Origin of the sequence: Paenibacillus spiritus (assembly GCF_008710135.1) — a bacterium.
Classification (GTDB): Bacteria; Bacillota; Bacilli; order Paenibacillales; family Paenibacillaceae; genus Paenibacillus_AQ; species Paenibacillus_AQ glufosinatiresistens.
This window is the reverse complement of the sequence record NZ_VYKK01000028.1, coordinates 107,519-122,864: the sequence shown is the minus strand read 5'-3', so window position 1 is coordinate 122,864 and position 15,346 is coordinate 107,519. Positions and strand designations below refer to the sequence as shown.

The following is a 15,346-nucleotide window of genomic DNA, read 5'->3' as shown; positions in this document are numbered from 1 at the left end:
AAAAGAAAAAGAGAAGACATCAACCGCCGGTACAGACAGACAGCAATACCAAAACAGCAGTAGGAGGTTTCACAAGTGACCAAACGTTTCAGAAGATTAGGCAGTTTTGTCATGGCAGCCGTACTCCTGTTCTCGACGCTTGCGGCTTCGGGAGCAGCATCCGCGGCGTCCGGTCAATACTTTACGTTTACCAAATTCAGCACGTCCCAGGCTTCTCCGACCAGTGTCAACACCAGCACGGTCGATGTAGAGGGCAGCTTTAACGGGGTGTCTGCGGACAGCCTGTATTACAAAGTGGTCGGCCTTGTCAACGGCGTCGAGGTACCCGGATCCAACGGGACCGACGTCAAACCTACGATTACAAACGAAAAGTATTTTTCGTTCCCCAACGTCAAGCTGACGCAGGGGCTTAACCGGATTACGATCTACGGTACAACCTCCGACGGAACGGTAGCTACCGGAGAGGCTTACGTCAATTTCTCCAACGTCCCGGCGATCTACAACATCAAGCTGCCGGACGGCACGCCGCTGAGCGACAGCCAGCCTACGCTGATCAATACGGAAGGCTTAACGCTCACGCTGGAAGCTCCGAACGCCACCGAAGTTCTGATTAATTCATCCAAAATGTACAGTGGCGGCAGTTCCACTTTTGTTATCGCCGACTACAAGCTGACCCCCGGCTATAACAAGCTGACATTTGTCGCAACGACAGACGGAGGAACCCGGACGTATTCGGTAACGCGCGAAGTTATATATGCGCCGGTGAGCACAGGGATTTCGCACGGTACCAAGCTGAACGGTCAACCCATCGACAAAGGCGATGTGATTACCAGTTCTTCCGACGGGAAATTGACGGGATCGATCACCTTTAAGATTCCGGAGACCAACCCGGCTCCGGCTCTGCAAAATGTTACTGTTCAGATCAAGAATACGACAACGGGCAGCAACATTACTTTTGATAATGGAACCTCAACCAGCACAAATCTCGCCCTTGGAGCGGGCACGGTATCCGGCGAGTTCATCACCTTCCCTTATAGCAGTGCAGTGGACATTCCGAAGCTGACATCCAACGGCAACTACACCATTATTTTCGGAGGCACTTATGACGGGAAGAGCATCGCCCCGGTCAATTTTATTTTCCGCGATGCTTCTACGCCTTATATTACCAGCATTCAACAGCTGTACAGTCCTTCGGTCAACAGTTCGGTTGTGTCCTATACGTCTTCGGGAGTATTTAGTACGAATACCAGCCTGTTTCAGCTCCCGCTCTGGCTTGTAGTCAAGACCAGCGACAAGTCGCAGAATATAGCAATCAGCACCTTTCAGAACGGACAAGCGGTGACCGGCAATTTTTCGGCAGAGGCTAACCTGACCTCATCTGAAGGCTACCGTGTGATCAAGATTACGGGTCTGCCCCAAGGTGAACAGGCTCTGCATATTGATTTGAAGGACAAAGACGGCAATGTGGTCGATTCCCAGATTTTTGCGATCAATTATACCGCAGCCCCTTATATTGAACTGACCAACTTATACAACAACCAAATTTTCACGAATACAGGAAGCTTCAAAGAGATTACCGGCAACCTGATTAATTTCACCGCAAGCGAGAAAGGGACCGTAAGCATCTCGATCAACGGTACGGTAGTTAAGCCGACGTTATCGACGATCGACAACTCTTTTGTACTGAATACGACCAGTATTCCGCTCGTTAACGGACCGAACAAAATTACCGTGACCGGAACAGCCAACGGCATCCCGATTTCAACCAATGTAACGGTCTATTTGTTCCCCGATACGCTGCCGTCGCTGGCCGGCCTTGTTCCGCTCCCGGTTAACCAGACGACCGATCCGGATCAATTATTCGTCAAGACGGCGAATCTGGCTTATACCACCAACCAGACCAGCGCCGATATCCAGTTTGTCGTTAACAATGCGACGCAAATCGTAATCACCATTGACGGCAAGCAGGAGGTAGTAGCCAACTGGGATTCTTCCAAATGGAGCTGGTCGCCGGCATCCGCCAAGTTGTCTCCGCCGAACGGACAGAGCGGCGCCTTTACGCTGCGCGATCAAGCGCTGCCTACCACCGGTCTGCGGACGATTGTAATTACGGCGCGGCTCGACAGCTCAACGGTATCCCAGGCGCTCCAGATTACCCGCGAAGTTCCGCCTTACAGCATCCTGTCGCCGAAACTGCCGAATGAGAGCATTATCAAGCAGAATTTCCTTGACGTCAGCATCAAGGCGGAAGGCGCCAACAGCATCATGATCGGCAAAACCGCAATGATCAAGGGCGATAAGGATATTTTCCGGTATCAGCTCAAAGACCTGAAGAAGGGCGTCAACACCATTAAGTTTACGATTACAACCGGCACGCAGAAGACTAACGGGAGCTTTACTGTGACCTATTCGGATGAAGTGCTGCAGGGGGCCCAGTACAAGACTTTATTGAGTTCTTCCGGGAAGCTGTCTGCCTTCCAGAACTCGGTTGTCATTAATTTCCCCAAAGGCACGATGCTGAGAGACGCGACGCCAGTCCCGGGCACGAGCAACACGCGCCAGATCAACCTGTTCAATTCACAGTACGTCTTGCTCGGCATCGCCGATAAGCAGGATGGCCGTACCGTCAAGCAGTACAATCCGGTCGGCGAGAAGGACAGCGGAGGCGTTTATCAAGACGGCAAGCTGAAGGAAGTGAGCGCCAGCTCGGGTGCCATTGCATTCCTGACGCCCAAGACGCATTACGGCTATGCTTCCAATCTGTACTGGATCGATCCGGGATACTTTGTATCCACTACGTCCATCAATGATTATGAGACCGTCGTCTCTTCGCATCCTTACAAGACCGGCAATGAGTTCTACTCCGGGCATATGGGCAAATGGCTCGAACCGACCCAGCAGGGCACCATTACGCTGAAGTATGATTCCAGTCTTGCGAATGCTGCTACCTCGAATATCTCCGTCTGGAAGAACGTAGATGGAGCGTGGTACAACATGGGCGGCAAGGTCAACACCAGTTCCAAGACGATTACGGCTACGTTTGACGGATTCGGGTATTACACGGTGATGAGCCTGCGTTACAGCTATGACGACATTGTCTCGCACTCCTATGCGCGGACCGAGCTGGAGACGATGATGGCCAAAGGAATTATGAATGCCAAGGATGCCAGCGAGTTCGGCGTATACGAGAATACGACGCGCGGAGAGTTCGCTACCATGCTTGTGAAGATTATGGGCATCCAGCTCGATTATGATCCGAACAACCTTACCTTCTCGGATGTGGTGAAGTACAGCGATTATCATTGGGATTACCGCTACATCGAGACGGCTGTCCGCAAAGGCCTTATTAAAGGGACCGCGCCACGGGTCTTCTCGCCGAACAGCGCGCTGACGCGCGAAGACGCAGCCGTTATGATTGCCAGAGCGATGAACCTGAAGCTTGGAACGGTAGAGAAGGATTTGCCGACGCTGCAAAAACAGTTCACGGATACCGGCTCGATCGTCTCCAACTACTCGGTGCCTTCCATTCTGGCAGTATATAAAGCCGGTGTGATTCCGGCGATTGCCAACAAGCTGACCAGCGGGCAGAAGAAGGCCACCTATCGCTTTGATCCTCAGGCCAAGTTCTCCCGCGCCGATGCGGCTGTTATGGCCCAGCGGATGATGGTGAAGATGAAGAAGATGTAGAGGATACGGATAGCTGCGGCAGGAGTGAGAGCCTCTTTTCCTTGGATGGGGAAGAGGCTTTTCTTCCAGTTTCCAGTTACAAATCTTTGTAATATGCCGGGATTTACGATACAATGACGTAAGAAGGTGCAAGAACACATTCACGCAAGAAGGAGAAAGCCGTAGATGAAACCGATTTTGTCAAAAGCTCAACTCGATTACATGAAAGCCAAAAACCAGTTTGAGAATAGAGCCAAGGTGCTGGAGAAAGAAATCACCGCCAAGAGAGCTACCCAGGAGATTACCCAGGAAGCTATGGAGGAACTGGTTCAGACAACCGGGTTCCACGACGCATACAATGATTTGATCCTTGCAGAGAATGCACTCATTGATTGGTCTCATTCTACGATCAAGCACGAGAAGACCTACCGCGAGAATCGGGAGGCCATTGACGCGATGTATGAGAACGTGAATTCCAGCCCCGAGAAACGCCAAGAGATGATTCAGCTATCCATGAAGATTCGCTAGATAACCCGATACAGAAAGCGCCGATTCGGCGCTTTTTTTGTTTTTCTTCTATAAAATATGATGCATGGCAAAAAAACGCGATTGGAAGAGTTTAGGGAAGAAAGACTTGGTTTAATGAATTAACAATCGCTGTCATTCTGCACCCGGATTGCCGGAACGCATGGCTTTGGAATAAAGCTCTGAATATTTTTTGAGGAGAGCGCAACTTTTCCGAACAGCCTGCGTTTATAATGGTGAGTCACACGCAGTGCAGGAATGGGCGGCGTAAGACTCAAGGTTAATTGACCAAGCATAACGCTATGGAAAAATTAACTTTACGCGAAATGAGGCACATTGTATAATACGAAGGTAGAATTAGGAATCTAGTATTGTCATGCCCTCATAACGGTTTACCAGTTTCTGTGATACCCGTCACAGACATTATTTATACTTAATTGCTCAACTCGGGAAAGGGGGTGCATCGGCTAATGAGTAACATGAGCTACCCAACCAAACAAGATTCTCAGTTCATGAATGTTCAAGGAGGAGAAAAAAAGGTTATGAAGAAAATTTTGTCCGTAGCACTGTCTACAGCAATGGCATTCTCGATGTTTGCCTCTGTGGCTTTTGCTGATACTGCAGCAACAACTCCGCAACAGAAATTTGATGCCCTGGCAGCTAAAGGTATCCTGAACGGATATCCAGACCAGCAGGCTCACCTGGAAAAGGATCTGACTCGCGCTGAGTTCGCGAAGATCGTTACCAAGCTGTTCAACCTGAAAGAAGTTAACAACAAGCTGTCCTACAAGGACAAAGGCTACAACGCCAAGAACTGGGCTGTTCCTTACATCGAAGCTGCAACTGCTGCAGGTCTGATGCAGGGTAAAGATACTGTTAAAGGTATCTTTGACTACAACGGCAAAGTAACAGTTCAGGAAGTATCTGCGGTTCTGTTCCGCGCCCTGAAGCTGGACGCTCCGACTGCCACTGACAACAACGCTTCCGTATGGGCCAAGGGCTATGCTCAGGCTCTGATCGACAAGGGTCTGATTGCCAAGGGCACCAACTTCACAAGCAACGCTACGCGTTCCCTGGTAGTTGAAACGGTATATGCCGTTACACAGATGACCACGGCTCCGGCTGTTGTTTCCGCTGAAGCAACGAGCCCAACTGAAGTTACAGTGAAGTTCGCCAACGGCAAGGAAACGAAGGTTACTCTGACTACCGCTCTGGTAGAAGGCGTAGAAACTACAATCCCGGCCTTCACTTTTGAAGGTAACACCTACAACAACGTGAAAGTAACGCTGACGGCTCCTAAGGTTGTTGCCGCAACTGCTCCAAATGCGAAGCAGCTGGTAATTTCCTTCAACCGTGCAGTTGACGCTTCCACGCTGATCGCTGATGGCAAGCTGAAGAACGGCGTTGTGCAGGTTGTTCCTGTAGCTGGTGCTCAGAGCCCGGTAACGGTTAACGGTACTGTCGCTTCCCTGAACGATGCCAAGACAGCCGTAACAATCACGCTGCCTAACACGGAATTCATGAAGGGCCAGTATACTGTAGTGGTTACGGATGCTGTGAAGACTTCTGTTGGCACTGCATTCTCGACTTATACTTCCCTGCTGAACGTTGCTGACACAACGGCTCCTACTGTAGCAAGCGTTACGGCTGTAGCCAAGACAACAACGAACACAGTAACAGTGAAGCTGAGCGAGCCGGTTAAGAGACAGGGCGTTATTGCTTATGTCAACGGCGTAGCTTCCACAGCTACTGTATCCGACGACACTTATGACACGATTACCCTGACTACAGGTACGCTGAACAGCGGCGCAACTTATGATGTGTCCCTGCTGAACGTAACCGACTATGCAGGCAACGTTGCTAACCCGAACCCGATTAAGACGACTGTAACGGTTGTAACTGACGCTGCAGCGCCTACGGTTGCGAGCATTACTCCGGTTAGCGACACTTATGTTGATGTAAAGTTTAACAAGACAATGAATTATGAGTCTTTCGTTGGCAATGTTAAGTTTGTAGATGCTTTTGGCAAGAGCAGTCCATTGGTAGTGGAAACTAAGAAGAATAGCGACACGATTCGTCTGCGCCTCCCACAAGGTGACCTCCTTCGTTTCCCTAGCAATAACACGCTGACAGCTGCGCTTGAATTTGGAGCAACTGTTCGTGATACGCTGGGCAACCAGCTGGGCGCTGTGGTTAATCAGCCGGTAACGGTTGTGAAGGATACTACTGCTCCTGCGGTTGTAAGTGCAGCCTACACAAGCGGCAAGGGATTGGTCGTAACATTCAGTGAGAATGTTCAGGCTAACCTGACTACAGGAATGAGACTGATCAATGAAACAACTGGTCAGGTAGAAGCTAAGGACTTCAGCGCACCTGTGGTTTCTGATGCGACAGTGACATTCCCGAATGTTACTCTGAGTGCAGGAACTTACACGCTGAGCCTGCCGGCTGAATTTGTACTCGACGTTTCCCGTTCGAAGAACAAGCTGGCTGCTTCGAGCACCACTGTAACGGTAGCTGCCGGTACTGCTGCAACTGATAGCAGTGCTCCAACAGTTGCTTACGCAGGATATGACGACAGCACCGCTACTTCGGATATCGTTGTGAGATTGACTGCAACTGATGACAAGGGTCTGAATGTTGCTTCCATGCGTGATCTGAACAGCTACACGCTGGCTGGCAAGGCACTTCCAGCTGGATCCAGTGCGGTGCTGACACATTCCAACGGAACAGCAACAGCTGCCCCAACTACTGCAACAATCGAAATCACTATTCCTAGAGGCGCCATCAACGAAACGAAGTCCTATGACTTTGTTGCTTACGGCATTACTGATGTTGCCGGTAACCGAATGGTGTCTCTGAACCCAATCGCACTGTCTCTGACTGACCGCGTAGCTCCTACGCTGACAGGCGCTACAGTATCTTCTGGAGACAGCAAGGTTCTGGTTCTCTCCTTCTCCGAAGGTAGCCTGAACAATGTGAACGCAAGTGACTTTGTCTTCACAATCAACGGTTCGACAGCTACGGTCCGTGGCACAATTACACAGGGTGCAGGCAACGATGCAGGTAAGTACTATGTATCCTTCCAAAACAGCGATGCTACTGCTGCTCTGGACCTGAACGCTGCCAGCGTGAACTCCATTTCGGTTAAGGTTGCTGACGCTGCAGACATTACGGATGCTTATGGCAACAAGATCACAACTGGAACTGAAGTTTTCGCAAAATAATCGCTTCCTTACCGAAGCAAGAATAGCCTCTTCGGAGGCTATTCTTTTTTTTATCACGAATTCCGAACCCCAAGGAGGAACCGATGAAACGTGCATGGAAACTGACGACCGCTGCAGCTCTGCTTCTGGGAAGCGTCTGGGGCGGGTCGCTCCTCAGCAACACCGCTTCCGGAGCGGAGGTAGGGAACCAGCCGGGAACGGCTGATGATCCGGTGGTGACCAAGAGTTATGTGGATCAGCAGATTCAGAAGCTGCTTCAAGGCGGCAGTCTGCCTGCTGCCGGAACAGGGACGACCGCAACCGCAACTCCAACGGCCACTGCAAAGCCTTCGCCAACCGCGGCGCCGACGGCGACGGCAACACCCGGGACATCGGACGGTACGAGCAGTGTGATTGTAGATGTGAAGCCGGGTCAGACGCTGATCGCTTCTGCTGGCGCTGAATTTATTGTGCGCGCCGGCAAGGCTGTCATTCGGTCTGCCGATGCCAACGGAGTCGCGGATCTCACAGACGGCAAGGACCTGACCAACGGTCAGCCGGCGCCGTCGAACCATCTGCTGTCATTCCCGCGCGATGGCCGCGGGATTGCAGTTCAGGACGGCCAGAAACTTGGACTGGTCGTCATGGTAAGAGGCGGCTATACGCTCAAATAAAAGCCGGATAGGGAAGGGCCGCAGGCCCTTTTTCTAATGCTAGTCTCTCCTGATCATGCAGGGTCTATACCAGCGCCCCTTCCAGAACTAACAATCATTGCTGCGAGTAAGCCTGACAGAGCCGGATCACAATAGGGTTGTCTTATCATAACCTTATTGGAGGTGCATGCGTGATGGCACGCAGTAATCGCAAAGTCGTTCCGGAGAGCAAGGAAATGCTGAAGCAGCTTCAGTTCGAGATTGCCGCTGAATTCGGACTCTACGGTCCGGGAATGGGCGGCGCCATGGATACGGAATTTGCCACCGAGCTTGGCATGGGCGGAATGAGCGCCTCGGGCAGAACGCCTTACCTCGGTCATTTGACCTCCAGAGAGAATGGTTCGGTGGGCGGCGAGATTACGAAACGGCTGATTCGTCAGGCGGAGCAGTCGCTCTACAGCTAGGTTATTCAGGCTTAGGCGGTTTGACACACTGGGGTAAATAGGATAGAATTCTGTTGAGGAAAACCGACCTTTTCCATGTGGAAAAGGTTTGTTTTTTTGGACAGGACGTTATTATGCAGCTTAACTCTTATATATAGAAGCAAGCAGGGAGGTAGACCATTATGTCCATCAAGGGACGGCATCTGTTCACATCGGAATCAGTTACGGAAGGACATCCGGATAAGATCTGCGATCAGATTTCTGATGCGGTTCTGGATGCCTTTCTGGCCAATGATCCCCATGCGCGTGTGGCCTGTGAAGTATCGGTTGCGACCGGACTCGTTCTGGTCATCGGGGAGATCAGCACCAAATCGGAATATGTCGATATTCCGTCCATCGTGCGCAACACCATTAAGGAAATCGGTTATACCCGGGCTAAATACGGCTTTGATTACAACACCTGCGCCGTGCTGACTTCGCTCAACGAGCAATCGGCCGATATTGCCCAAGGGGTAAATGCGGCGCTGGAGAACCGAGACCCGAGTCAAGTGGCAGAAGAGACGGCCAATATCGGAGCGGGGGACCAGGGGTTGATGTTCGGTTTTGCTACGAATGAAACGCCTGAATTGATGCCGCTGCCGATTGCCTTGTCGCACCGGATTGCCCGTCGCTTGTCGGAAGTGCGGAAGAACGGTACGCTGGAGTATCTGCGTCCGGACGGCAAGACCCAGGTGACGATTGAGTATCAGGATGAGAAGCCGGTGCGCGTCGATACGATTGTTGTATCCACCCAGCATGCGGAAGACATTACGCTGGAACAAATCCAGGAAGACATCAAGAAGCATGTCATTGCGCCGGTTGTGCCGGAGAGCCTGCTGGATGAGGAGACGAAGTATTTCATTAATCCGACGGGTCGCTTCGTTATTGGCGGTCCGCAGGGCGATGCCGGTCTGACCGGCCGCAAAATCATTGTGGATACGTACGGGGGTTATGCCCGTCACGGCGGCGGAGCTTTCTCGGGCAAGGATCCGACGAAGGTAGACCGGTCCGCTGCTTACGCCGCGCGGTATGTGGCGAAGAATCTGGTTGCGGCGGGACTCGCCGACAAATGCGAGATTCAGCTCGCTTATGCGATCGGGGTCGCCAATCCGGTATCGATCAACGTGGATACATATGGAACCGGCAAAATCTCCGAGGAGCGGCTTGTCGAGCTCGTTCGGAAGCATTTTGACCTCCGTCCGGCTGGCATTATCGCCATGCTTGACCTTCGCAGACCGATCTACAAGCAGACGGCGGCTTATGGGCATTTTGGCCGTACCGATCTAGATCTGCCTTGGGAACGAGTGGACAAGGCGGAGCAGCTTCGGGAACAGGCGGGTTTGTAAGCCGCATAGCCCGATAGATGAACGTTAAGCAGTATCCTCTCTTTAAGTAAAAACAGGCCTGTTCTCGCGATGACGCGGGGGACAGGCCTGTTTTGTTTAGCAGCCTGCACCTTCCAGAGCAGATGAAAGGATGGCAGAAAGCGTAAAATTTTCGGTGGTTTTCGTAACTTTTCGGCCTGAAAACAGTCTATTAAACTGTAGAGACGCTTTCAGGCGAGCAAAGAGAGATGGGAGAGTTACGAGAAGATGAAGGAATGCAACAACGAACACCTGCAGACGCATCAGGCGAAGAGCAAGCCCATGCTCCGAAACTGGGCCGTTCTTTCACTGGCGGGAGTATTATGGCTCGCTCCGGCCGCCGGAGCAGTGGGACCCGGAGCGTGGCAGCCATGGGCAATTCCTCTGGCAGCGGCTGCGTCTTCCATGACGGTATCCGCAGTCAGCCAGGAGCCGGTAACGTCCGGCGCGATTCTGAACACTTATAAATATACGACGACCCGTTCGGGGTCCAAGGCGACCGGCCGGGCGGACGTCATTCGAATTGATCTGAATAATCCTTATGTCTCCATTGATGTAATGACCGGCAAGAACGGCAAGCTGACAACACGCCAGAGCACAGGCGGAATGGCCAAGGAGACCGGAGCGGTCGCGGCGGTAAACGGCGATTATTTCAATACAGGGGGAGAGGGATCGCCAATCGGTGGACAAATTACCGCCGGAACCCTGGTCAGTACGCCATCCCAGTTAAAGGGAATGTATGCGTTCGCGCTGACAAGCGACCGAAAGCCGATGATCGACCAGTTCACATTTGAAGGCAGCGTTACGGCAGCGGACGGTACGCCGTTTGCTCTGTCCGGAGTCAACAAAGGGGCGTACAACCCGGAAGGCGGGACCTCGACTTACAGTCATGTGAACGCCATGTATGTCTACACCGATGCTTGGGCCGCCCAGGAACGTCCCAAGAACAGCAGCACGACGCCGACGGAAGTGCTCGTTGAGAATGGCGTGATCACTCAAATTTCGGAGCCGGGCGCGGCGGGGCTGCCTATCAGCGTACCGGCCGGAGCTTATATCCTGCGTGCGCATGGCACCGCAGCCCAGTATGTGCGCGACCATCTGGCGGTTGGCCAGCCGGTTCAGACCGCCTACGGTCTGCGTTCGCTGACGACCGGGCAGACGGTGGACCCGGCTTCGCTGCAGATGATGATCGGCGGTCATACCATTCTGGTGGACGGCGGCAAGGCAACGAGCTTCTCCCGTTCCGTCAATGACTTGAACGGCTACCGCGCCCGGACGGCGCTTGGCTATTCGCAGGACGGACGCTATGTCTACATCGTCGCGGTAGAGAAGAACAGCAACAGTTCGGGCATGTCGCTGACCGAATTGCAGACTTTCATGACGCAGATCGGGGTTTATAAAGGGCTTAATCTCGATGGAGGAGGGTCTACCTCTATGGTAGACCGGCCGCTCGGGGAAACGTCGACAACGCTGACGTTCAACACAGAGTATGGCACCGAGCAGCGAAGCGTGGTGAACGGACTTGGCGTCTACACGAGTGCGCCTCAGGGCGAAGTGAAGGGCATTATTCTTAGCGGGAGCAAGTCTCTGTTAATCGGTCAGCAGGCCAGCTATTCCATGAAGGGCTATGATACGTACTATAACCCGGTTGATGTGAGCGCCGGGAATCCCTCCTGGACGTCCAGCAACGGCAGCGTGACGGTCAGCGGAGGGACGGTGACGGGCGTGAAGCCGGGAACGGCAACGATTACGGCTTCCAGCGGCGCCGCCAAAGCAACCTCTAAAGTGACGGTTCTGGGCGGCGGCGACCTACAGACGCTGAGCGTCTCCCCGGCAACCGGCGCGCTGGCTGCCGGCGCCTCGATTCCCGTTGCCCTGACGGCAACGCCGCGGTCGGGAGCAGCACTGGCCGTGCCCGCTTCCTCCGTGAAGTGGGAATTTGTCGGCTTTCAAGGCAGCGTGAAGGACGGAGTCCTGTCCGTCAGCGCCGTTAATCCCGGCGTAACAACCGGGTATGCGATTGCCCGCTATGACGGGTTCAGCACGGCGATCGTACTGTCCGCAGCGGCTCAGACGATGTGGGAGGATTTTGAGAACACGGCTTACCCGGTCCAGTTCACGACGAATGTCTCTGCGGTTCAAGGAACGGCAGCCATTGCGCCCGGAACCGGAGACCGCAGCGCATCCAAAGTGCTGAATCTCAGCTATGACATGAGTGCCGGAAGCGGCAAAATGTACGCCTATGCGCAGTTGAACGGAACGGCCGGCAAAAGTATTCCGGCTGCGGCCACCTCCATGTCGCTGGACGTCATGGGAGACAAGAGCCTGAACTGGCTGCGCGCCGAAGTTGCAGACAGCAGCGGAGCTACAGCTTATATCGATATCGCGAAGGTGATCGACTGGCAAGGCTGGAAGAACATCCAGATCGACCTGTCGGGTTCGGGCATCAAATTCCCGGCATCCCTGAAGCGCCTGTATGTGGTCAATGTAGCGGAAGGACAGGATGAACGGGCGAAGACGGGAACGGTGGCATTCGACAATATTGCCTTTACCATGCCCGCTCTGACCAGCGAAGCGGGGCTGCCTACCGGGACGGCCCAGATGGTGATCGGACAGAAGAAACTGACGGTCAACGGAACGGCGAAGACGATTGATTCCGCTCCGATGGTTCAGGACGGCACCACCTATGTTCCGATCCGGTACGTGCTGGACGCTTTTGGCGGCAGTGCGGCTTGGGATCCGGCGTCCCGGCATATTATGGTACTGCGGGGATCGAAAGCGCTGGATCTCACCGTGGGCCAGAAGGAGTATGTGCTGAACGGAAAAAGACAATCGGCCGAGGTATCGCCGCTGCTGATCGGAGGCAGGACTTTAGTCCCGCTCCGGCTTGTATCGGAACAGCTTGGCCTGACGGTAAAATGGGAACAGAAAACGAAGACCGTTACGATTCAATCATGATATGGTAGTATAAAGAAAATTCTTTATACGAATCGAGAGAAATGGGGCTAACGTCCGTGGAATTTCAACCCGATGCCATAGATCGCGTAATCAAGAATACGATTGATGTAATGGAAGACAGCAAGTACCAGATATTCGAGATTCTTCAGACGGCCCGGGACGAGCTGGAAGCGCTGAGAAAGGAACTGGAGCGGGTTCGCGAAGAGACCAATGAGACGGTAGACAAAGTGGATAAGCTGGAGGTCGATTACCACCGTTCCCGAATCCGGCTGACGGAAGTCAGCCGGGACTTTGTCCGGTATACGGAGAAAGATATCCGGATTGCTTACGAGAAGGCTACGGAGCTTCAGTTGGAGCTGATGATGACCCGGGAAAGGGAGCTGTATTTGCGGAATCGCAGAGACGAGCTGATGAAGCGGGTGCGCAGCGTGGAGAATTCGGTAGAGCGCGCCGAAGCGATCGGCTCGCAAATGGGCGTGGTGCTCCAGTATTTATCCGGCGAGCTTGGACAGGTTACACGAATTGTCGAATCCGCTAAGAATCGACAAATTATCGGGTTGAAAATTATCCTGGCCCAGGAAGAAGAACGCAAAAGAATTGCCCGGGAAATCCATGACGGCCCGGCCCAGATGCTTGCCAACCTGGTGCTTCGGACGGAAATTGTAGAAAGAATGCTGGTTAAGCAGGAATTTGGACTGGTGCAGGACGAAGTAATAGATTTGAAAAGCCAGGTTCGTTCCAGCCTTGAAGAGATGCGGAAGGTGATCTTCAATCTCAGGCCGATGGCATTGGATGATCTGGGATTGATTCCGACGATGCGCAAATTTGTCCATGATTTTGAGGAGAAGAACAAAATTCGAACGTCCTTTGAGACCAGGGGCAAGGAGCATCGGCTCTCTTCTGCGATGGAGGCAGCGGTCTACCGGCTGATTCAGGAGGCGCTCTCCAACGTCGCGAAGCATGCGCAGGCCACTTATGTGTGGGTGGAAATTACATATCAGGCTCAAATGATCAAAATTGTCGTCAAGGACAACGGAATCGGCTTCAACCTTCAACAGATCAAGCGGGAACAATCCAAGCGCGAAAGCTTCGGCCTGGTCGGAATGCGCGAGCGGGTGGAACTGCTGGAGGGCAGGATGGAGATCGAATCCGCAGACCAAGAAGGGACTACAATCGTTATTCATATTCCGACGAATGTGGATAAGGGGAAGGAGTAATGGCGATGGAGAACCAGAACGCCGGAAAGACGCCGATCAAGGTGCTGCTGGCAGACGATCATCAGCTTTTTCGGGAAGGGCTTAAACGGATACTGAACATGGAGGAAGACATCGAGGTTATCGGCGAGTGCGGAGACGGCATTCAGGTTCTGGAATTCTGCAATACCCAGAAGCCGGACATCGTCCTCATGGACATCAATATGCCAACGCAGAACGGTGTCGAAGCGACCGAGAAGCTCCGGGAACTGTTCCCGGATGTGAAAGTGATTATTCTCTCCATCCATGATGACGAGAGCTACGTATTCGAGACGTTGCGCAAGGGAGCCAACGGCTATTTGCTGAAAGATATGGAAGCCGAATCGTTGATTAACGCCATCCGTTCCGTCTGTGAGGGCCACGCTTTTATCCACCCAAAAGTGACCGGCAAGCTGATCAATCAGCTCCGCCGGATGACTTACCTGAACGAGGCGGGCGCGATTGCCGAGACCTCCGTTAAGGAAGCGGGCGTCAAGTTTGTCGCCGGCGACAATAATCCGCTCACGCGCCGCGAGGCGGAAGTGCTGCGTCTGATGGCCGAGGGCAAGAGCAATAAGATGATCGGCGAGTATCTCTTCATCAGCGAGAAGACGGTCAAGAACCATGTCAGCAGCATTCTGCAGAAGATGGAAGTCGATGACCGCACACAAGCCGTAATCAACTCCATCAAGTACGGCTGGGTTACGCTGTAAACCGAGGATAAGCGAAGGAGGCACCTTCATCTGGAACCGGCATATAGTGTCGGTATACAGAGGAGGTGCCTTTTCATGATCGCCCACTTATGCTGGATTGGAGCCGTTTACGCTCTGGCTGCCCTTGCAGTCCACGCGCTGCATGCCCGAAAGAGCAGACCAAGGGTGTGCGTCGGCAGGGAAGGCTGCTGCATCCTCATCACGCGAAACCATCAGGATGTGGTCGAGTGGTATATTCGGACTTTGGGATTGCTCTCTCTGCTGGGAGGCGTCCGCATGCGGATGGCCGTGGAGGATTGCGGCTCGATGGATCAGACGCTGGAAATTGTAAGACGGCTGGAAGGGAATTGCGCAATGGAAGTGGAGATCCGTCCGTACAGAGGGGACGGGAGCCGAAAGGCTCCGACCGAAGCGGTACTGGATCTGCGGTTCCGCAGCGGGCCGCTCGGACTGTCCGCCCTGCGCCGGGTGTGGACGGCGGGAGTGGGGGAAGCCAAGCATTGAGGACACGGAAGAAACCGATAGAGGCCGAATCAGGAATGGGAAG

At 53.2% G+C, this 15,346-nt stretch carries 10 protein-coding genes; all 10 read left to right on the top strand.

Translation table 11 applies throughout. From position 1 onward, the window contains the following. The first annotated feature begins 75 nt into the window (after window positions 1-75). The 10 genes from F4V43_RS17270 to F4V43_RS17225 all read left to right on the top strand — a co-directional run bounded on the left by F4V43_RS17270 (window position 76) and on the right by F4V43_RS17225 (window position 15,303). A complete protein-coding gene (locus F4V43_RS17270; protein ID WP_150459501.1) occupies window positions 76-3,687 on the top strand; it encodes an S-layer homology domain-containing protein in 3,612 nt (1,203 codons plus the stop codon). 165 nt (window positions 3,688-3,852) lie between these two features. After that, window positions 3,853-4,194, top strand: coding sequence for a hypothetical protein (locus F4V43_RS17265; protein ID WP_150459500.1), 342 nt, complete (start codon window positions 3,853-3,855; stop codon window positions 4,192-4,194). A 467-nt stretch (window positions 4,195-4,661) separates the two neighbouring features. Next, a complete protein-coding gene (locus F4V43_RS17260) occupies window positions 4,662-7,418 on the top strand; it encodes an S-layer homology domain-containing protein (RefSeq protein WP_150459499.1) in 2,757 nt (918 codons plus the stop codon). Between the two features lie 83 nt (window positions 7,419-7,501). Further along, window positions 7,502-8,071 (top strand): hypothetical protein, encoded by a 570-nt coding sequence (locus F4V43_RS17255; protein WP_150459498.1) that lies wholly within the window; start codon window positions 7,502-7,504, stop codon window positions 8,069-8,071. Window positions 8,072-8,244: 173 nt separating this feature from the next. After that, entirely contained in the window at window positions 8,245-8,514 is a 270-nt protein-coding gene (locus F4V43_RS17250; RefSeq protein WP_150459497.1) for an alpha/beta-type small acid-soluble spore protein, read from the top strand. Between the two features lie 161 nt (window positions 8,515-8,675). Then, on the top strand, window positions 8,676-9,878 hold the full coding sequence (gene metK, locus F4V43_RS17245; protein ID WP_150459496.1) for a methionine adenosyltransferase: 1,203 nt from the start codon (window positions 8,676-8,678) through the stop codon (window positions 9,876-9,878). A 246-nt stretch (window positions 9,879-10,124) separates the two neighbouring features. Next, on the top strand, window positions 10,125-12,854 hold the full coding sequence (locus F4V43_RS17240) for a stalk domain-containing protein (RefSeq protein ID WP_150459495.1): 2,730 nt from the start codon (window positions 10,125-10,127) through the stop codon (window positions 12,852-12,854). A gap of 56 nt (window positions 12,855-12,910) precedes the next feature. Next, a complete protein-coding gene (locus tag F4V43_RS17235; protein WP_150459494.1) occupies window positions 12,911-14,071 on the top strand; it encodes a sensor histidine kinase in 1,161 nt (386 codons plus the stop codon). A 5-nt stretch (window positions 14,072-14,076) separates the two neighbouring features. Further along, window positions 14,077-14,799 carry a response regulator transcription factor gene (locus tag F4V43_RS17230; protein WP_150459493.1) on the top strand — a complete coding sequence of 241 codons (723 nt, stop codon included), beginning with the start codon at window positions 14,077-14,079 and terminating at the stop codon, window positions 14,797-14,799. A gap of 75 nt (window positions 14,800-14,874) precedes the next feature. Continuing rightward, entirely contained in the window at window positions 14,875-15,303 is a 429-nt protein-coding gene (locus F4V43_RS17225) for a hypothetical protein (RefSeq protein ID WP_150459492.1), read from the top strand. Window positions 15,304-15,346: the final 43 nt, after the last annotated feature.

What these genes read in the sequence shown, in the direction of transcription:
- F4V43_RS17240 (WP_150459495.1), top strand. Translation starts at nt 10,125, where the DNA reads ATGAAGGAATGCAACAACGAACACCTGCAGACGCATCAGGCGAAGAGC.
- metK (WP_150459496.1), top strand. Translation starts at nt 8,676, where the DNA reads ATGTCCATCAAGGGACGGCATCTGTTCACATCGGAATCAGTTACGGAA.
- F4V43_RS17260 (WP_150459499.1), top strand. Translation starts at nt 4,662, where the DNA reads ATGAGTAACATGAGCTACCCAACCAAACAAGATTCTCAGTTCATGAAT.
- F4V43_RS17230 (WP_150459493.1), top strand. Translation starts at nt 14,077, where the DNA reads ATGGAGAACCAGAACGCCGGAAAGACGCCGATCAAGGTGCTGCTGGCA.
- F4V43_RS17255 (WP_150459498.1), top strand. Translation starts at nt 7,502, where the DNA reads ATGAAACGTGCATGGAAACTGACGACCGCTGCAGCTCTGCTTCTGGGA.
- F4V43_RS17265 (WP_150459500.1), top strand. Translation starts at nt 3,853, where the DNA reads ATGAAACCGATTTTGTCAAAAGCTCAACTCGATTACATGAAAGCCAAA.
- F4V43_RS17225 (WP_150459492.1), top strand. Translation starts at nt 14,875, where the DNA reads ATGATCGCCCACTTATGCTGGATTGGAGCCGTTTACGCTCTGGCTGCC.
- F4V43_RS17250 (WP_150459497.1), top strand. Translation starts at nt 8,245, where the DNA reads ATGGCACGCAGTAATCGCAAAGTCGTTCCGGAGAGCAAGGAAATGCTG.